The organism is Streptococcus sp. X13SY08 (genome assembly GCF_001182825.2).
Lineage (GTDB): Bacteria > Bacillota > Bacilli > Lactobacillales > Streptococcaceae > Streptococcus.
On record NZ_LFYO02000001.1, the window covers coordinates 38740 to 57986 of the forward strand.

Annotated in this window: 17 protein-coding genes and 5 pseudogenes; 21 read left to right on the plus strand and 1 reads right to left on the minus strand. The window is 40.7% G+C overall.

Translation table 11 applies throughout. The annotated features are described in order from the left end of the window. Nucleotides 1-46: 46 nt before the first annotated feature. The 19 genes and pseudogenes from AEX56_RS08065 to AEX56_RS00305 all read left to right on the plus strand — a co-directional run. A pseudogene (locus tag AEX56_RS08065) lies at nt 47-589 on the plus strand (winged helix-turn-helix domain-containing protein); the annotation flags it as partial. 166 nt (nt 590-755) lie between these two features. Further along, complete coding sequence (locus AEX56_RS09410) at nt 756-863, plus strand: hypothetical protein (RefSeq protein WP_131542301.1); 108 nt, start codon at nt 756-758, stop codon at nt 861-863. A gap of 151 nt (nt 864-1014) precedes the next feature. After that, on the plus strand, nt 1015-1452 hold the full coding sequence (locus AEX56_RS00220) for a sensor histidine kinase (protein ID WP_049617444.1): 438 nt from the start codon (nt 1015-1017) through the stop codon (nt 1450-1452). Nucleotides 1453-1479: 27 nt separating this feature from the next. After that, nucleotides 1480-2334 carry a substrate-binding domain-containing protein gene (locus AEX56_RS00225; RefSeq protein WP_049617445.1) on the plus strand — a complete coding sequence of 285 codons (855 nt, stop codon included), beginning with the start codon at nt 1480-1482 and terminating at the stop codon, nt 2332-2334. Nucleotides 2335-2391: 57 nt separating this feature from the next. Further along, complete coding sequence (gene pstC / locus AEX56_RS00230) at nt 2392-3252, plus strand: phosphate ABC transporter permease subunit PstC (RefSeq protein WP_049617446.1); 861 nt, start codon at nt 2392-2394, stop codon at nt 3250-3252. Then, nucleotides 3249-4064: a phosphate ABC transporter permease PstA gene (gene pstA, locus AEX56_RS00235; RefSeq protein WP_049617447.1), complete on the plus strand. Its 816-nt coding sequence runs from the start codon at nt 3249-3251 to the stop codon at nt 4062-4064. Before pstC ends, pstA begins: the two co-directional genes overlap by 4 nt. 2 nt (nt 4065-4066) lie before the next feature. Next, complete coding sequence (pstB, locus tag AEX56_RS00240; protein ID WP_049617448.1) at nt 4067-4819, plus strand: phosphate ABC transporter ATP-binding protein PstB; 753 nt, start codon at nt 4067-4069, stop codon at nt 4817-4819. Nucleotides 4820-4828: 9 nt separating this feature from the next. Next, nucleotides 4829-5245 carry a phosphate signaling complex PhoU family protein gene (locus AEX56_RS00245; RefSeq protein ID WP_049617449.1) on the plus strand — a complete coding sequence of 139 codons (417 nt, stop codon included), beginning with the start codon at nt 4829-4831 and terminating at the stop codon, nt 5243-5245. 9 nt (nt 5246-5254) lie between these two features. Beyond that, complete coding sequence (locus AEX56_RS00250; protein ID WP_049617450.1) at nt 5255-5482, plus strand: PhoU domain-containing protein; 228 nt, start codon at nt 5255-5257, stop codon at nt 5480-5482. A gap of 279 nt (nt 5483-5761) precedes the next feature. Then, nucleotides 5762-6824, plus strand: a pseudogene (gene mnmA / locus AEX56_RS00255) (tRNA 2-thiouridine(34) synthase MnmA). Between the two features lie 149 nt (nt 6825-6973). After that, complete coding sequence (locus AEX56_RS00260; protein WP_049617451.1) at nt 6974-7429, plus strand: NUDIX hydrolase; 456 nt, start codon at nt 6974-6976, stop codon at nt 7427-7429. Between the two features lie 3 nt (nt 7430-7432). Beyond that, nucleotides 7433-9340 carry a tRNA uridine-5-carboxymethylaminomethyl(34) synthesis enzyme MnmG gene (gene mnmG, locus AEX56_RS00265; RefSeq protein ID WP_049617452.1) on the plus strand — a complete coding sequence of 636 codons (1908 nt, stop codon included), beginning with the start codon at nt 7433-7435 and terminating at the stop codon, nt 9338-9340. A gap of 112 nt (nt 9341-9452) precedes the next feature. After that, complete coding sequence (locus AEX56_RS00270; protein WP_049617502.1) at nt 9453-11414, plus strand: DHH family phosphoesterase; 1962 nt, start codon at nt 9453-9455, stop codon at nt 11412-11414. A gap of 1 nt (nt 11415) precedes the next feature. After that, nucleotides 11416-11868: a 50S ribosomal protein L9 gene (gene rplI, locus AEX56_RS00275; protein WP_049617453.1), complete on the plus strand. Its 453-nt coding sequence runs from the start codon at nt 11416-11418 to the stop codon at nt 11866-11868. Nucleotides 11869-11934: 66 nt separating this feature from the next. Then, nucleotides 11935-13226 (plus strand): annotated as a pseudogene (locus tag AEX56_RS00280) (replicative DNA helicase). Nucleotides 13227-13231: 5 nt separating this feature from the next. Continuing rightward, nucleotides 13232-13483 carry a Veg family protein gene (locus AEX56_RS00285; protein ID WP_049617454.1) on the plus strand — a complete coding sequence of 84 codons (252 nt, stop codon included), beginning with the start codon at nt 13232-13234 and terminating at the stop codon, nt 13481-13483. Nucleotides 13484-13857: 374 nt separating this feature from the next. Then, complete coding sequence (gene rpsD, locus AEX56_RS00290; RefSeq protein ID WP_049617455.1) at nt 13858-14469, plus strand: 30S ribosomal protein S4; 612 nt, start codon at nt 13858-13860, stop codon at nt 14467-14469. Nucleotides 14470-14839: 370 nt separating this feature from the next. Further along, nucleotides 14840-15737: pseudogene (locus AEX56_RS00300) on the plus strand (aldo/keto reductase). A gap of 10 nt (nt 15738-15747) precedes the next feature. After that, entirely contained in the window at nt 15748-16191 is a 444-nt protein-coding gene (locus AEX56_RS00305; RefSeq protein WP_049617457.1) for a GNAT family N-acetyltransferase, read from the plus strand. 16 nt (nt 16192-16207) lie between these two features. On the opposite strand, the gene AEX56_RS08490 is transcribed toward AEX56_RS00305, so the two are convergent. Next, entirely contained in the window at nt 16208-16384 is a 177-nt protein-coding gene (locus tag AEX56_RS08490) for a hypothetical protein (protein WP_160315152.1), read from the minus strand. A gap of 128 nt (nt 16385-16512) precedes the next feature. Between AEX56_RS08490 and aspS the strand changes: the two are divergent. Both aspS and AEX56_RS00320 read left to right on the plus strand, forming a co-directional pair. Next, nucleotides 16513-18209 (plus strand): annotated as a pseudogene (gene aspS / locus AEX56_RS00315) (aspartate--tRNA ligase). A 90-nt stretch (nt 18210-18299) separates the two neighbouring features. Beyond that, nucleotides 18300-19247: a YitT family protein gene (locus AEX56_RS00320; protein WP_049617459.1), complete on the plus strand. Its 948-nt coding sequence runs from the start codon at nt 18300-18302 to the stop codon at nt 19245-19247.

The following is a 19247-nucleotide window of genomic DNA, read 5'->3' on the forward strand; positions in this document are numbered from 1 at the left end:
ATTTTGGCATTTAATTCATTGACAGCCATAGCGTTACGGGCAGCATGATTTTATTATTTTAGATTTGATGTTACCTGGTTTGGACGGTATCGAAATCTGTAAGCGAATTCGGCAAGCTAAGTTGGATACCCCGATTCTAATGTTGACAGCGAAGGATGACGAATTGGATAAAATTATTGGTCTAGAATTAGGAGCAGACGATTATATGACCAAACCATTTAGTCCAAGAGAATTGCTAGCGCGGATCAAGGTGATTTTTCGGAGAGTGAAATCTTCTACTCATGAGGCAGATGATGAAACAGAGGAAGTGTTATGTTTTGGTGACTTGCAGATTTTTCCAGAGCGTCATCAGGTTTTTAGCTCAAAAAGAAGTAGATTTAACGCCTAAAGAATTTGAACTCTTACTCTATCTGGCTAAGCAATCTGGTCGCACACTCAGTCGAGATCGATTGTTGGAAAAAATATGGGGGTTCGATTATGCGGGTGAAACACGCATGGTAGATGTCCATATCGGCAATTTACGTGAAAAATCGAGCAGGATACTAAGAATCCTCAATATATTAAAACAGTGCGTGGCTATGGCTACTAGGACCAGTATTGCTACTACTTTACCTTCTACTGAGTGGAAAGAAAACTTTTCAAAAAAATTTGAAGAATGCGGAACGACGGTTGCAATCTTTGAAAAATCAGCTATAGGAAATGGAAGATGCGGAACATCAGGAAACACTCGCATTTGAACGCCTCTTAGGACTCCTATTACTTCTATCAAAGGCTTTGTTGAAACCTTGCTGGATGGTGGATTAGAAGATGCATCCGTTTCGCGTCATTTCCTAGAAATCATCCATTTGGAGAGTAATCGTTAGTGATCTATTGAATTTGGCAAAGCTGGATCAGAAAGATAAACATTTACAACTAGAAGAAGTTGATTTGGTCGTGTTGATTAGGGAGCGTTTGACCAGCTAATTAGAAGATAAGCAGTTAGCAGTAGAAACCGAGCTTCCTAGCTCTGCTTTATTGCAGACAGATGCCTTTCAGTGGCAACAAATTTTGGCAAATCTCCTATCCAACGCCATTCGCTATACGGAGAAAGGTGGCAAGATTGGCGTGGAGCTACAGCAGACTGTCACTGGCTATAGATTAAAGATTTGGGATACGGGAATTGGGATCTCTGAGCAGCATATTGATAAAATATTTGATCGATTTTATCGGGCCAATAAAGGACGAAGTCGGCAGACAGGTGGAACTGGTCTTGGACTTTCCCTTGTAAAAGAAAGTCTGGATGCACTTGGCTATCAGCTGGAAGTTGATAGCCAGCTCAGTAAGGGTACCACTTTTACAATCACTATAAAAAAACTGAGGTTGGGAATTTTCCCAACTTTTTCTTTACAAAATCTTTACAAAAATCCACATAAAAAATTGATAGACGATTGCTACAATGAAGATGTAGTTTAAGGCTACGCACAGAAAGAAGGAAAATATATGAAACTTATATCTTTAGCAAAAATTGGTCTCGTGACCGTGGCGTCTATCTCACTTGTCGCTTGTGGAAATAACAGTGGGGGACAAACTAACTCAACCATTGAAGTTGTTTCACGTGAAGATGGTTCAGGAACGCATGGCGCCTTCACTGAAATTACAGGAGTCGGAGACAATGAAGTTGACAATACTGTTAAGACAGCCATTATTCAAAACAATACAGAAGTTGTCATTTCAACAGTATCTGGGAATCCATCAGCTATTGGATACATTTCATACGGATCCCTAAATGATAAGGTAAAATCGGTATCTATCGGCGGTGTGGAGCCATCTACGAAGACGATTTTAGATGGTTCTTATGCGCTTCAGCGTCCTTTCAATATCGTCTGGAAATCTGAGCTTAAAAAAGAAGCCCAAGACTTTATCCAATTTATTCATTCTCAGGAAGGTCAAAAAATTGTAACAGACAATAAGTACGTTCAAGCCAAAACAGAGACCAACAGCTACAGTCCCGCTAATCTTTCAGGAAAAATTTCGATTGTCGGATCAACCTCAGTCACACCTCTCATGGAAAAGTTAGCAGAAGCCTACAAGGAACTCAATCCAAATGTGACGATTGACATTACCTCAAATGGATCATCTGCTGGGATGACGGCTGCTCAAGAAGGGACAGCTGATATCGGGATGTTGTCCCGTGAATTGAAGGACGATGAAGTTTCTACTGTAGAGCATGATGCTATTGCTCTTGACGGAATTGCAGTAGTTGTCAACACTGAAAACAAACTGTCAACCTTATCGATGGATCAAGTCAATCAGATCTTTGTGGGTAAAGTGACAGAATGGTCAGCTTTGAAATAGAAAAAGAAAGATGTGGGGCTAATATAGCCTCGCATTCTTATCATCAAAGGATGGATTATGAAAGAACAAAAATTCAAAGAAAAATTCTTTGAGGGATTATTTTTAGGCAGCGCAACCCTGTCAGTAGTTGCGATTCTAGTGATTTGCTTCTTTATTTTCGCTAATGGTTTACCTTTTATAGCACGCTATGGCGTTACAAATTTTTTATTTGGACAAGATTGGTCACCATCAAATAGCCCAGCGAGTTTTGGAATTTTATCTATGATTGCTGGTTCTTTGGTCATTACCTTGGGAGCCATCGTGATGGGTGTTCCGGTTGGGATTTTGACCTCTTTATTCTTGGATTATTTTTGCCCAGAGAAAGTTTACAAACTTGTCAAACTTGCGATTAGTCTAATGGCGGGTATTCCCTCTATTGTGTATGGTTTTTTTGGTTTACAGCTTTTGATGCCTTGGATCCGGACCTTTGGGGGAAACGGAATGAGTGTACTAACAGCTTCTCTTTTGCTGGGAATTATGGTTTTACCAACCATTATTACTTTGTCTGAGACAGCTCTGCGGGCCGTTCCCAAACACTATTACACCGGCTCCCTCGCTTTGGGAGCTACTCATGAACGGACAGTTATGAAGGTTATGTTGCCAGCGGCGCGTTCAGGTATTTTATCCGCTATCATTTTGGGGGTTGGTCGAGCAATTGGTGAAACGATGGCGGTTATCTTAGTTGCTGGGAATCAGCCGATCATTCCGTCAGGTCTATTTAGTGGAACACGGACCATGACGACTAATATCGTTTTGGAAATGGCCTATGCAGCGGGTGAACATAGAGAGGCTTTGATTGCAACATCTGCGGTCCTATTCCTCTTCATTTTGGTCATTAACGGAGCATTTGCCTGTATGAAAGGAAGAACCGTCAAATGAGTAAGTATGTGATTCGAACGCTAGTTTATCTGGCGACCACTTTGACCTTTGGAACCTTGTTTTTGATTATCGGTTTCATTTTTTGGCAAGGAATTCCAAGTTTGACACCAAGTTTATTTGAATGGACTTATACCAGTGAAAATGTCTCCTTGATGCCAGCCATTATTACGACGCTTATCTTGGTGTTGGCTTCGCTTTTGATTGTTGTTCCCTTAGGTGTTTTTGCAGGTTTCTACTTAGTTGAATACACCAAACCAGATTCCAAGTTTTTATCCTTAATTCGGATTGCGGCAGATACCTTATCAGGGACTCCGTCTATTGTTTTCGGTCTCTTCGGTATGCTGTTTTTCGTTATTTTCTTAGGTTTCGAATATTCTTTGCTATCTGGGATTTTAACTTCAGTCATTATGGTTTTACCTTTGGTTATTCGGGCGACAGAAGAAGGCTTGCTTTCTGTGTCAGATAGTGTGCGTCAAGCGAGTTTTGCACTTGGTGCGGGAAAGCTGCGAACAATTTTCAAGATTGTCTTGCCTAGTGCTTTACCAGGGATTCTAGCAGGCGTTATTCTTTCCGTTGGACGGATTGTTGGGGAAACAGCGGCGCTTATGTATACCTTAGGAACGGCGACTAATTTACCGTCTAGTTTGTTATCATCAGGTCGATCCCTTGCGCTTCATATGTATGTTCTTTCAAGTGAAGGCATGCATGTTAATGAAGTCTATGCAACTGGTGTTGTCCTCATCGTAGTTGTTCTTATTATCAACTTTTTGTCCACCACTTTATCCAATAAACTCAGTAAAGGAGCATCCTAACAATGGGAAATTTTCAGATTTCAAATTTGGATTTATATTATGGAGATTTTCAGGCTCTTAAAAATATTTCCTTAGATTTACCAGAGAATCAAGTAACAGCCTTGATAGGACAATCTGGCTGTGGGAAGTCAACCTTTCTAAAATCACTTAATCGCATGAATGATTTAGTGCCGGACTGTCGAATTGAAGGGAATATTTTGTTGGATGGGCAGGATATTCGTAAAAAGGATACCAACCTTAATCATCTTCGTAAGCGCGTTGGTATGGTCTTTCAGCAGCCCAATCCCTTTGCTATGTCTATTTACGATAATGTGGCCTATGGACCTCGAACCCATGGCATTCATGATAAGGAAACTCTGGATGCTTTGGTGGAAAAAAGTCTGCGCGGCGCAGCTATTTGGGATGAAGTAAAGGATAAACTTAAAAAGAGTGCCTTATCTTTATCCGGAGGACAGCAGCAACGGCTCTGTATTGCGCGTGCTTTAGCGGTTGAACCTGATGTCCTACTCATGGATGAACCGACTTCTGCCTTAGATCCAATTTCTACTTTAAAAATTGAGGATTTAGTGCAAGAGCTCAAGAAGGATTATACAATCATCATTGTCACTCATAATATGCAACAAGCAGCGCGTATTTCGGATAAAACAGCCTTTTTCCTGTCTGGTGAGGTGTGTGAGTTTGGTCCAACAACAGAAATTTTTACGAATCCAAAAGATAAGCGGACTGAAGATTATGTATCAGGTCGATTTGGTTAGGAAGATCATATGAGAGAACAATTTCAACAGGAACTAACCTACTTACAAGGACAGTTGTCCACAATGTTTCAAGAGGTTAATCTATCGCTAGAAGATACTTTAGCAATTTTTGCAGATCAGGATTATCTGCGTGCACAAGCCATTATGGAGCACGACCGACTCATTAACCAAAAAGAGCAAGACATTGAAATGGATTGCGCTCGTTTGATAGCTCTTCAGCAGCCAGTTGTGGCAGATTTGCGTTTAGTTATTTCCATTATGCAGGTTAGCTCTGATTTGGAGCGAATGGGAGATCATGTGGCATCTGTAGCTAAATCTAGTATCAAAGTCACTAAGCATCAGCAAGTTCCAGCTATTGAAGAAAAATTCATTGATATGGGACAAAAGGTTTTGAATGTTTCACGGGAAACTTTAAGTATTTATTAAGAAATGAATGTGGAGAAAGCTAATCAAATCAGTATTCCGATTGAACAAATTGAAACATTACGCAAGGAAATTGTTGAAGATTGCAGATTGGCCATGAAGGAGGATACAAAAAATGTCTTCAACGGAGCTGAATGTATCTCTGTCATGATGCATTTGAAACGAATTGCGGACTATGCAAGCAATATCTGTGAGCGTGTCATCTATATTCAAACAGGACAAATTGTCGAACTAGGATAAAATTGTCAATTAATTGTAAACTTTACGTAAAATCAAGATAGAATGATGAAAATGCAAGCGTACTGTGGTATAATACACTGTGCGCTTTTGTGCATTTCAAAATCGACCTTCAAATCGACTTTTGAGAACGACGACCTTCAAATCGTACGTTAAAAACTGAACATGTCCTAAAAACAGTGTGAAGAAGATAGATTTCCTTGAGTCCAAGGTTCATCGAGTCTCCTAGAACACTTTGTTTTTTCACGGGCTTGTATCTTAATTTGATGGGAGGCTTATCACATGATTGATAATTCAAAAACTCGTGTCGTTGTCGGCATGAGTGGAGGGGTTGACTCCTCTGTAACCGCTCTGCTATTGAAAGAGAAAGGCTACGATGTCATCGGAGTTTTCATGAAAAACTGGGATGACACAGATGAGAATGGTTTCTGTACAGCGACCGAGGATTATAAAGATGTGGCTGCAGTGGCAGATCAGATTGGCATTCCTTATTATTCTGTCAACTTTCAAAAAGAGTATTGGGAACGCGTTTTCGAGTATTTCCTAGCGGAGTATCGTGCAGGACGCACGCCAAACCCAGATGTGATGTGTAACAAGGAAATCAAGTTTAAAGCTTTCTTGGATTATGCTATGACCCTCGGAGCAGATTGTGTGGCAACAGGTCACTATGCGCAGGTAACTCGTGATGAGGACGGAACAGTTCATATGCTGCGAGGGGTTGATAATGGTAAAGATCAGACCTACTTTCTTAGCCAATTATCACAAGAGCAACTACAAAAAACACTCTTTAACCGCTAAAAAGAAAGATTCGACTGGAATCTGTTTTATTGGTGAAAAGAATTTTAAAGAGTTTCTTGGGCACTACTTGCCAGCTCAACCTGGTCGCATGATGACTGTTGATGGTCGTGATATGGGCGAGCATGCTGGTCTCATGTACTATACAATTGGGCAACGTGGCGGACTCGGTATCGGTGGACAAATCGGGGGGGACAATGAACCGTGGTTTGTCGTCGGAAAAGACTTATCCAAAAACATTCTCTATGTCGGTCAAGGTTTCTACCATGAGTCGCTGATGTCAACCTCACTTGACGCTTCAACCATCCACTTTACGCGCGACATGCCTAATACATTCACACTAGAATGCACAGCGAAATTCCGATACCGTCAAACTGATAGTAAAGTCACTGTAAAGGTTAAAGGTGATAAAGCAGAAGTCATTTTTGCGGAACCACAACGTGCTATTACCCCTGGACAAGCTGTAGTATTCTACCAGGGTGATGAGTGCCTTGGTGGAGGCATGATTGATATGGCTTATAAAGACGGAGTTGCGTGTCAGTATATTTAAAGGTACAGCTTTAAGATTGACAAAATTACTCAATTTGCTACAATAAATCTAACAAATCATCATGATGGTCAAAGCTCATGGGAATTGTATGCTTTTTTGGTGTACAATTTTCTAGAGTTTTGACCGTTTTTATGCTCTAGGGAGGAAAAATGGATTTTAGAATAAAAGAGAGTCGCCAGATATTTGGAATACGCGCGACTGCTTTGATTATCAAAAATAGCAAGATTTTTCTAACCAAAGATAAAAAAGGACGATACTACACGATTGGTGGCGCTATAGAGGTCAATGAGGAGTCTAGTCAGGCTGCAATTCGTGAAGTCAAGGAAGAACTTGATATTGATTGTCTAGTCAAAGATTTAGCTTTTATTGTGGAAAACAAGTTTACACAAGGTGAGCTTTCTTTCCATAATATTGAATTTCACTATATTGTTGAACCAATTGGTGAGACGCCAAATGAAATGATTGAGTGTGGACAAAAGCGAGCCTGCGAGTGGATTGAAGTTGACAAAATTGTCAACCTAGATATAGTGCCAGCATTTTTGAAAGAGGAATTACCAATTTGGAATGGACAAATGAAACATATTATTAACATGAAGGAGGAATAAAGAATGACACATGAATTTATAGAAAACTATGACGTTGTTGTGATTGGGGCGGGACATGCAGGCGTGGAAGCTAGTATGGCAGCTGCTCGTATGGGCTGTAAAACATTACTTGCAACTATCAACTTGGATATGTTAGCTTTTATGTCGTGTAATCCATCTATTGGTGGTTCAGCTAAGGGAATTGTTGTCCGTGAAATTGATGCCCTTGGCGGACAAATGGGTCGCAATATTGATAAGACCTATATCCAGATGAAAATGCTTAATACCGGTAAAGGTCCTGCAGTCCGTGCCCTGCGTGCGCAAGCAGATAAGGCTGAATACGCTGCGGAAATGAGGCGTACCGTTGAACAACAAGAAAATTTGACCCTGCGCCAAACCATGATTGATGATATTTTGGTGGAAGATGGTAGAGTGGTTGGCGTTGTTACTTCAACAGGTATGAAATACGGCGCTAAAGCCGTTGTAGTAACGACAGGGACTGCCCTGCGTGGCGAGATTATTTTGGGCGATCTTAAATACTCATCAGGTCCTAATAATAGTTTGGCTTCTGTTACTCTTGCTGATAATCTCAAAAAGTTGGGTCTTGAAATTGGTCGCTTTAAAACAGGTACACCACCTCGGGTTAAGTCATCTTCCATTGATTACTTTGTCACAGAGATTCAGCCAGGAGATACACTACCCAACCATTTTTCATTCTTATCTAAAGACGAAGATTACCTGCAAGAGCAGATTCCTTGTTGGTTAACCTATACCAACCAAACAAGCCATGATATTATCAACCAAAATCTATATCGTGCACCTATGTTTTCAGGTATTGTAAAAGGTGTTGGCCCACGGTACTGCCCTTCTATTGAAGACAAAATTGTGCGTTTTGCAGATAAGGAACGCCATCAGCTCTTCTTGGAGCCAGAAGGACGTAATACAGAAGAAATCTATATTCAAGGCCTGTCAACGAGTCTTCCCGAAGATGTGCAACGTGACTTGGTGCACTCGATTAAAGGACTTGAAAATGCAGAAATGATGCGGACAGGTTATGCTATTGAGTATGATATTGTCCTTCCTCATCAGTTGCGGGCAACTTTGGAAACGAAAGTCATTTCTGGTCTCTTTACAGCCGGTCAAACCAACGGAACCTCTGGTTATGAAGAAGCAGCGGGTCAAGGGATTGTCGCAGGAATCAATGCTGCGCTCAAAGTACAAGGAAAACCAGAGATGATTCTCAAACGTAGCGACGCCTATATTGGTGTCATGATTGATGATTTGGTGACCAAAGGAACCTTGGAACCCTACCGTCTTCTGACTTCTCGTGCTGAATACCGTCTCGTTTTACGCCATGACAATGCCGATATGCGTTTGACAGAGATTGGGCGCCAAGTAGGACTAGTGGATGATGAGCGCTGGGCTGTCTTCCAAAACAAGAAAAGTCAATTTGACACGGAGTTGACAAGGTTGTCAACTATCAAACTGAAACCTGTAAAGGAAACCAATGATAAGGTTATTTCTTTAGGCTTTAAACCCTTGACAGATGCCATGATAGCGAAAGAGTTCATGCGTCGTCCAGATATCACGCATGAGGTAGTGACACAGTTTGTTGGACCAGCGGCAGAAGAATTAGATAGCAAAGTTATTGAGCTTCTTGAGACCGAAATTAAGTACGAAGGTTATATTGAAAAAGCTTTGGATCAAGTTGCCAAGATGAAGCGGATGGAAGAAAAGCGCATCCCCGCAGATATTGACTGGGATGATATCGACTCTATCGCGACAGAAGCGCGTCAAAAATTCAAGAAAATCAATCCAGAAACTATTGGACAAGCTAGCCGTATTTCTGGTATTAATCCAGCGGACGTCTCTATTCTTATGGTCTATCTAGAGGGTCGCAGTCGTTCTATTTCGAAAAATCAGAATAAGTAGTGAAAGAGGTGCTGAAAATGGCGCCTTTTTTGCTGAAAACAAGAGGTAGATAAGCAGAAGAAAAGTGGATTTTTGAGGACAATTATGGTAGAATGGCAGTCAGAGGTTTATGATGAAAAAATTTCGATTAACGATCTTTCATTTTGTAATGATCGGGCTTATATTATTTGGTCTCTTAGCTGTAATGATTAGTGTCTTTAAGGACTCCCCCATCACCCATCTCTCTATTTTTCTCTCTTTTGTTCTGCTTATTTTGCTCTTTTTATTCCAAAAAAATTCTTACGAAATTAGTGAGATTGAGAAGATTGAATATTTAAACGAAGAAGCAAACACTGGTCTCATGTTACTTCTCGAGCAAATGCCAGTTGGTGTGATTAAGATCAATCAAGATGACAATCAGGTAGAATGGTTTAATCCCTATGCTGAATTGATTTTCGCTAAAGATAATGGGGAGTTTGATCCTAAAAAACTACGTGAAATTGTTGATGTTGGTTTGGATGAAGACCGTGCTTATGCAGAGTTTTGTGGTAAGCGTTATGCTGTCCATGTGGACTTCAATCAAGGGATTTTCTACTTTTTTGATGCCTCAAATGAATACAAGGCGGCCTCTAATTTGATTGGTAGCCGACCTGTTATCGGGATTATTTCCATTGATAACTATGATGAACTGGAAGACCGTTTTTCTGACTCGCAAATTAGTCAGGTCAATTCCTTCTTGGCTCAGTTTGTGTCTGATTTTGCACATGATAACGGTGTTTATTACCGTCGTGGAACGATGGATCGTTTTTACTTTTTCACGGATTATGCAGTCCTTGAAAAGTTGATGGAGGATCGTTTTAGCATTATTGATAAATTCCGCGAAGAAGCTAAAAATTTAGAGTTGCCATTGACTTTGAGCATGGGTCTTGCCTTCGGTGAAGGAAAGCATTTACAAATTGGGCAAGTTGCACTTCAAAATCTGAATATGGCTGAAGTTCGCGGTGGCGACCAAGCAGTTGTTAAAGAAGTGGATGAAAGTAAGCAGCCTATTTTCTTTGGTGGTGGCTCTGCATCGTCTGTTAAACGAACCCGTACCCGTACTCGTGCTATGATGACGGCTGTTTCTGATAAACTAAAAACAGTTGATGCAGTCTTTGTTGTTGGACATCGGAACTTGGATATGGATGCTCTGGGATCGGCTGTCGGCATGCAGCATTTTGCTCAAAATATCATGAATAATGCTTATACAGTTTATGATGAGCGAGAAATGTCTTCTGATATTGAGCGAGCTGTTCAAAAATTACTAGATGAAAATTGTTCCAATTTGATTCCTATTGCTGAAGCAATGCAGCGTGTAACAGAAAATTCTCTCTTGATTATGGTGGACCATTCTAAGATTGGTTTGACTTTATCAAAAGACTTGTATCAATTATTTGATCAAGTAGTGGTAGTGGATCACCATCGTCGAGATGCGGACTTTCCTACCAATGCGGTTTTAACCTATATTGAAAGTGGAGCTAGTTCGGCCAGCGAATTAGTTACTGAATTGATTCAGTTTCAGAACGATAAACATCATAAACTCAATCGGTTGCAAGCTAGTCTATTGATGGCTGGTATTATGTTGGATACCAAAAACTTTACAGCACGGGTGACAAGCAGAACCTTTGATGTGGCAAGTTACTTGCGCACGCGTGGTAGTGATAGTTTGGAAATTCAGCACATTGCAGCAACGGATTTTGATGAGTATCGCCAAGTCAATGAATTGGTACTAAGAGGACAGTCCTTTATGGACCATATTATCATTGCAGTTGGGGATGAAGAACAGGAATACGATAATGTCATTCCAAGTAAAGCAGCAGATACAATGCTAGATATGGCAGGTGTTGAGGCTTCTTTTGTAGTAACACGTCGTACCTCAGAGTATGTAGCGGTTTCAGCGCGGAGTCGTAGCACGGTCAATGTACAACGTATTATGGAGGAGATGGGCGGAGGCGGCCACTTTAATCTGGCAGCTGCTCAAATTAATAACGAAGATATTCACTCAATTGTGGAAAGACTGAAGGAAAGTATCCGTCAGGAAATGGAGGAAGGATAGAATGAAAGTTATCTTTTTAGCAGATGTTAAAGGTAAAGGAAAAAAAGGCGAAATCAAAGAAGTTCCAACTGGCTATGCACAAAACTTTTTGATTAAGAAAAATCTGGCTAAAGAAGCAACGAATCAAGCGATTGGAGAATTGCGTGGTCAAGAAAAATCTAAACAAAAAGCCCACGCAGAAATGGTTGCAGAAGCTGAAAGCATCAAAGCAAAATTGGCTGAAGAAGGGACACTTATCCAGTTTATAGAAAAAGTTGGTCCAGATGGGCGCACATTTGGCTCCATTACTAGCAAGAAAATTGCAGAAGAGTTGGAAAAACAATTCGGTATCAAAGTCGATAAACGTCATATCCAATTGGGTCATCCTATTCGTGCTATTGGCTTGATTGACGTACCTGTCAAGATTTACCAAGATGTAACAGGGTTGATTAACCTAATCGTTAAAGAAGGTTAAGAGTTTTGTGAGTTGACAACATTGTAAACTATTGTAAAGTGAAATAAAGTTGAAGGAGGTGAGATTTTGGCAGAAGTAGATGAATTGCGTATGCAACCGCAAGATATTTTGGCGGAACAATCGGTTCTAGGTGCGATCTTCATTGATGAAGGTAAATTGGTCTTCGTTCGAGAGTACATTGAAGCGGATGATTTCTTCAAGTATGCGCACAAAATTATCTTCCGTGCTATGATTGCTCTGGCGGATCGCAATGAAGCCATTGATGCAACCACCATGCGGAATTATCTAGATAGTCATGGTGATTTGGAGAACATCGGTGGTTTAGGATATTTGGCCGAAATCATCTCTTCTGTGCCGACTTCCGCGAATGCGGAGTATTATGCCAAAATTGTCGCTGAAAAATCTAATCTGCGTAAACTGATTGATCGGTTAACAGATTCTATCAATTCAGCTTATGAAGGTGCGGATGGTTCCGACGATATCATTGCTCAGGCTGAGAAAGCTTTGATTGATGTTAGTGAGGGTTACAGTCGTGCAGGTTTTAAGAAGATTGATGACATTCTCAATCTCAACTTTGAAAATTTGGAGATTCGGTCGCAGCAAACCTCTTCTATCACAGGTATTGCGACCGGTTATCCAGCTTTAGATGCCATGACGACGGGGCTTCATGAGGAAGAATTGATTATCCTTGCAGCACGTCCTGCGGTTGGTAAGACGGCTTTTGCCCTCAATATTGCCCAAAATATCGGCACAAAATTGGGCAAAACTGTTGCTATCTTCTCCCTTGAGATGGGTGCGGAAAGCTTGGTGGATCGGATGTTGGCATCAGAAGGAGTTATCAATTCTCGCTCCATCCGTACAGGTCAGCTTAATGATGAAGAATGGCAAAAATTGATGATTGCCCAGTCTAATCTGGCTCGTGCCAGCATTTATATTGACGACACGCCTGGTATCAATTAATTGACTACTTGCAGCTGATTACAGGAACTAGTCGGGAAAATCGCCAACAAGAAGTTTCTGAAATTTCTCGCCAGTTGAAAATTTTGGCCAAGGAATTGAAGGTACCGGTCATTGCCCTCAGTCAGCTGTCTCGTGGTGTAGAGCAACGTCAGGATAAGCGACCTGTTTTGTCCGATATCCGTGAATCTGGATCTATCGAGCAGGATGCCGATATCGTTGCCTTCTTGTACCGTGATGATTACTATGAACGCGGAGAGCAAGAAGAAGGAGGCATTCCAAATAATACGGTTGAGGTCATTATCGAGAAAAACCGTTCCGGTGCGCGTGGTACCGTGGAACTCATGTTCCAAAAAGAGTACAATAAATTTTCAAGCATTTCCAAGATGGAGGAAGGATAATACCTATGAGTGATGCATTTACAGATGTTGCCAAGATGAAGCAAATCAAAGAAGATATTAAGAGCCATGAAGGACAGGTTGTAGAATTGACTCTGGAAAATGGTCGTAAACGTGAGAAAAATAAACAAGGTCGAATCATAGAAGTTTATCAATCCCTCTTTATCGTAGAATATCAAGACCCTAATAATACCTTTGTAGAATCGTATACTTATTCAGATATTTTGACAGAGAAAATTTTGATTCATTATTTGGACTAGATCACTTTCACTTGCCATTGTTTCAACCATGGAGAAATATTGTCTCAAGTGTTCTAAAACACTTTGACTATATTGAATTTCTGCAGATTGTAAGGAAAGTCTGGTGGATGTCGTTTTCATCTCAAGAGTCCTACGCGAAATGAACTGGTAGCTTGGTCTTATAGATAGAAATAAGTGCAAATGAGGCTTTACAAAGCCTTTTTTCTATGGTATACTAACCTTTGTGTGAAATAGCAGCAGAGCAAAATAAAGCTCGTCAACAGATATCTTGAAATATAAGTAACCTTGGCTGTTTAGGCGAAGGGTATCTGCACGAATTAGGTTTGCTCAAGACGTTATTTCCTAAAAAATTTATTTTATAGGAGGACATGAAAATGTCACGTTATACTGGTCCATCATGGAAACAATCACGTCGCCTCGGCTTGTCACTTACAGGCACAGGTAAAGAATTGGCACGTCGTAACTACGTACCTGGTCAACACGGTCCTAACAACCGTTCTAAATTATCAGAATACGGTTTGCAATTGGCTGAGAAACAAAAACTTCGTTTCTCATACGGTTTGGGTGAAAAACAATTCCGTACATTGTTCGTACAAGCAACTAAAATTAAAGAAGGAACTGTCGGTTTCAACTTTATGGTTCTTCTTGAGCGTCGTTTGGACAACGTTGTTTACCGTCTTGGTCTTGCAACTACTCGTCGTCAAGCTCGCCAATTCGTAAACCACGGTCATATCCTTGTTGACGGCAAACGTGTTGATATCCCATCATACCGCGTTGAAGTTGGTCAAGTGATCTCAGTTCGCGAAAAATCAATCAAAGTTCCTGCAATCCTTGAAGCTGTTGAAGCAACTCTTGGACGTCCAGCATTCGTATCATTCGATGCTGAAAAATTAGAAGGTTCATTGACTCGTCTTCCAGAACGTGATGAAATCAACCCAGAAATCAACGAAGCACTTGTGGTTGAGTTCTATAACAAAATGCTTTAATTTCAAGATATATTTTACAAAAAGCCTGCGACAGTGGGCTTTTTCTTTATTGAAAAATATTTCTATAAAGATATATTCGTTCGTATTTTTTTAATACTATACAATTTTAGATACACACTCTATAGATAGGGGTAGAATTTGAGTTGGTATGGGACAACAATCAGGTTCAAGAATATTTTGAGCAAGGAGAGAATAGATGCAAAATAGCCATGTCATCTAAAAAATATGCTAAAATAAATGTAAATGCTAGACAGTTTACACAATCAGTTCAATTTCGATTGTTATATATGAAATTGTCTAAAGAATCTAAGATTTTAATTAAAAGGTATAGACTTCTTGTTTTATAGCGTGAACGGTAAAGGAGGTTATCATGCAATTATTAGGAAAAACTGGTTTGGAAGTATCGCGTATCGCCTTGGGATGTATGCGAATGGACGCATTATCTGTAGTAGAAGCTGGTAAGGTTTTAGCTGCCGCGATTGAAAACGGTATTACCTTTTTTGACCATGCAGATATCTATGGTGGTGCCATTTGCGACAGCTGCCAAGGAAATGGGACTTAAGCGCGAAGACATAGTTCTCCAATCAAAATGTGGTATCCGAAAAGGATATTTTGATTTTTCAAAAGAACATATTCTAAAATCTGTCGATGGGATTTTATCTCGTTTAGAGACAGATTATTTGGATGTCTTGGCTCTCCACCGTCCAGATGCCTTGGTGGAGGCAGAAGAGGTGGCGGAAGCCTTTCGAATCTTGAAAGAAAGCGGTAAAGTCCTTCATTTCGGCGTTAGCAATCAAAACAGTTACCAAATGGAGCTTTTACAATCCTACTTGGATGAGCCATTGGCTATCAATCAACTGCAGTTGTCGCCAGCCCACACGCCGCTGATTGATGCAGGAATCCATGTCAATATGAAAGACGATGCTGCAACTATGCGGGATGGAGGTTTGATTGATTACTGTCAGCTGAAAAACATTACCATCTAAGCTTGGTCACCATTTTTAATTAACCTTAATCAGGGAATTTTTGCAGGCCATCCGGATTATGCTGCGCTCAATGCGACCATTGATAGATTGGCGACACAATATGGTGTGTCTTCTGAAGCCATTGTTGTCGCTTGGATCATGCGTCATCCGGCTAAGATTCAGACTGTCATCGGCTCCATGAATCCAGAACGGATTGCTCGGATTGCGGATGCTGAAAAAGTGGTGTTGACTCGTCCAGAATGGTACGACATCTATAAGAGTGCAGGCAATATCTTGCCTTAGGGAGTAAGACATGGAATTTTATCTAAAGCGATTTGAAGAATTGAGCTTAGATGAGCTCTACGGTATTTTAGCTGTTCGATCAGAGGTCTTCGTCGTGGAGCAAGAATGTGCCCATCAGGATATTGATGGGAGCGATCAGGTCTCTCTTCATTTATTTGCCATCGATAGTGAACAAGTAGTAGCCTACTTGCGCATATTGCCACCCGGTGTGACCTTTACTGAAGCTTCTATTGGTCGTGTTCTGGTAAAGGAAAGCTATCGTAGCAATGGTTTAGCTCGTCCTATGATGCAACGGGCCATTGACTTCATTTTTGAAGACATGCAGGAAAATAGGATTCAAATTTCGGCTCAGACTTATCTTAAGTATTTTTATGCTTCGCTTGGATTTGAAGCTGTCTCAGAAGCCTATTTGGAGGATGGCATCCTCCATATGGATATGATTTTGAAAAAATAATCAGAGAAAAAGCAGTCTAGCGAGACTGCTTTTCTTTTTTGTACTGTTGCCAATTGGTCCAAAAACGGCTGGCGCAGAAGATCACAATGATGCTTAGAAGGTAGCGTTTGGTCATGAAAATTAGTGGAACAGCAATCAAAATAGTGATGAGATTTAGTGCTAAGGACAGTTTTAATTGATTAATATGGGTCATAGTTTCTCCAAAAATATTTTTTTCTATTATATCATCTTTGGCAAAGAAAATACGCAGAATCATCCCAAAATAGTGGCTTTTGTGGTAGAATAAAAAGAGTATACTATTGATGAAAAAAGAGGAAAAACATGAAAGAACGTAGCCTATATGCTGGTCGTGTGCGTAGTGAGCACATTGGTGAAGAAGTGACTTTGAAGGGTTGGGTGGCCCGCCGTCGTGACCTTGGGGGCTTAATCTTTATTGATTTGCGTGATCGTGAAGGGGTTATGCAACTGGTCATCAATCCTGAGGAAGTATCTAAGGAAGTGATGGCAACTGCAGAAAGCTTACGTAGTGAATTTGTTATTGAAGTGACAGGTCTTGTAGCTGCGCGTGAGCAAGAAAATAAAAATCTGCCAACGGGTGCAGTTGAACTGAAAGTTTCTGAGTTAACAGTTCTCAACGAGGCAAAAACAACGCCATTTGAAATCAAGGATGGAGTAGAAGTATCAGATGATAACCGTTTGCGTTACCGCTACTTGGATCTTCGTCGTCCAGAGATGTTAGAAAACTTTAAACTCCGTGCTAAAGTGACACATTCTATTCGCAATTATCTGGATGAGCTTGAGTTTATTGGCGCGTCAGTCAAGGGCATTTTTATGCACTTCCTCAAAGTCCGCAGATTACCAAGCAGCTTTTGATGAACGCTGGTTTTGACCGTTATTATCAAATCGTCAAATGTTTCCGTGATGAAGACTTGCGTGGAGACCGTCAGCCTGAATTTACACAGGTAGACTTGGAGACATCATTCTTATCTGAGCAACAAATCCAAGATATTGTTGAGGGTATGATTGCTAAAGTCATGAAAGATACGAAGGGAATTGAAGTGGCTCTGCCATTCCCTCGTATGGCCTATGATGTTGCTATGAGTAGCTATGGTTCTGATAAGCCAGATACACGCTTTGAGATGCTTTTGCAGGACTTGACAGAAGTTGTCAAAGGTGTTGACTTTAAAGTTTTTGCAGAAGCAGAGGCAGTCAAAGCTATTGTGGTCAAAAATAATGCAGATAAGTATTCTCGTAAAGACATTGATAAATTAACAGAATTCGCTAAGCAGTTTGGTGCCAAAGGTCTAGCTTGGATTAAAGTCACAGACGGTGCCATTGCAGGACCAGTTGCTAAATTCTTGACAGCTGTCGAAGAAAAGTTGACAACAAGTTTACAGTTAGAAGAAAATGATCTAGTACTCTTTGTAGCAGATACGCTTGAAGTAGCTAATAATACGCTTGGTGTTCTGCGTAGCCGCATTGCCAAAGAGCTTGACATGATTGACAACTCTAAGTTCAACTTCCTTTGGGTTGTGGATTGGCCAATGTTTGAGTGGTCTGAAGAAGAGGGACGCTACATGTCTGCTCATCATCCATTTACCTTGCCAACACAAGAATCTGCTCATGAGTTGGAAGGTCAACTCAAAAATGTGCGTGCTGTAGCCTACGATATCGTCCTCAACGGTTACGAACTCGGCGGTGGAAGCCTTCGTATTAACCAAAAAGAGATGCAAGAGCGCATGTTCAAAGCTCTTGAATTCTCGGCTGAAGAAGCCAATGGACAGTTTGGTTTCCTTTTGGAAGCTATGGACTACGGTTTTCCACCACATGGTGGTCTTGCTATTGGTCTTGATCGCTTTGTGATGCTACTTGCTGGTAAGGACAATATTCGTGAAGTCATTGCTTTCCCTAAAAACAACAAGGCATCTGACCCAATGACACAGGCTCCAAGCATGGTTGCAGAGAAGCAGTTGGACGAGTTGGCACTCCATGTAGCACTTTCAAATGATAATCAATAAATAAAAAGGAATAAGGCTGGGACGAAGTCCTCAGCCTTCGATCCTATCCGATTCTGATCAGTCACCTGATAGAGAGAATTTCCTAGCGATATGATTAAAAAAACAACTTTTTGGAAAAAATTAAAGCGCTCTGTGCGTCGATGGGCCAAGAAATTTGGCCTTTGGCAAACTATTCGCAGTATTTCTCGTGAAAAATACGATGAGAAAATTTCTGCTTCGATTTTGTATGGACTTTTGTCGTCTATCGCTGTAAATTTTTTCTTTCAATCAGGACATGTCTACTCGAGCGGTGTGACAGGGATTTCTCAGATTATATCAACCGTTAGCCACCAGCTTTTTGACTTTGGGATTCCTGTTTCCTTAGCTTTTTATGCCATTAACTTTCCTCTCTTGATTTTAGCTTGGCATACCATTGGTAAAAAATTCACTATTTTTACTTTTATTACGGTTACCATGAGCTCGATCTTTATTCAATTCATGCCGGAAGTGGTACTAACAACGGCCCCTCTGATTAATGCCGTTTTTGGCGGTCTCTTCATGGGTTCGGGGATTGGTTTTGCCCTGAAAAATAATATTTCAAGTGGTGGGACCGATATTGTCAGTCTGACCGTTCGACGAAAAACAGGACGAAGTGTTGGTAGTATCTCACTTATCGTCAATGTCATGATTATGATTATCGCGGGAATTCTCTTTGGTTGGCAATCCGCACTCTACTCAATGGTCGCTCTCTTTATTACCAGCCGTGTGACGGATGCTATTTATACCAAGCAGAAAAAGATGCAGGCAATGATCATCACTAGCAATCCAGAAAAGGTTATCAAGATGGTCCATAAGCGCCTGCATCGTGGTGTTACGTGTATCAATGATGCTGAAGGAACTTACAATCACGAGAAAAAAGCGGTGCTTCTAACGGTTATTACTCGGTCAGAATTTAATGATTTTAAATTTTATATGAAAAAAGTGGACCCCAAAGCCTTTATCTCTGTATCCGAAAATGTTCAGATTATTGGACGTTTCATTGAGGAAGAGGTAGGCTAG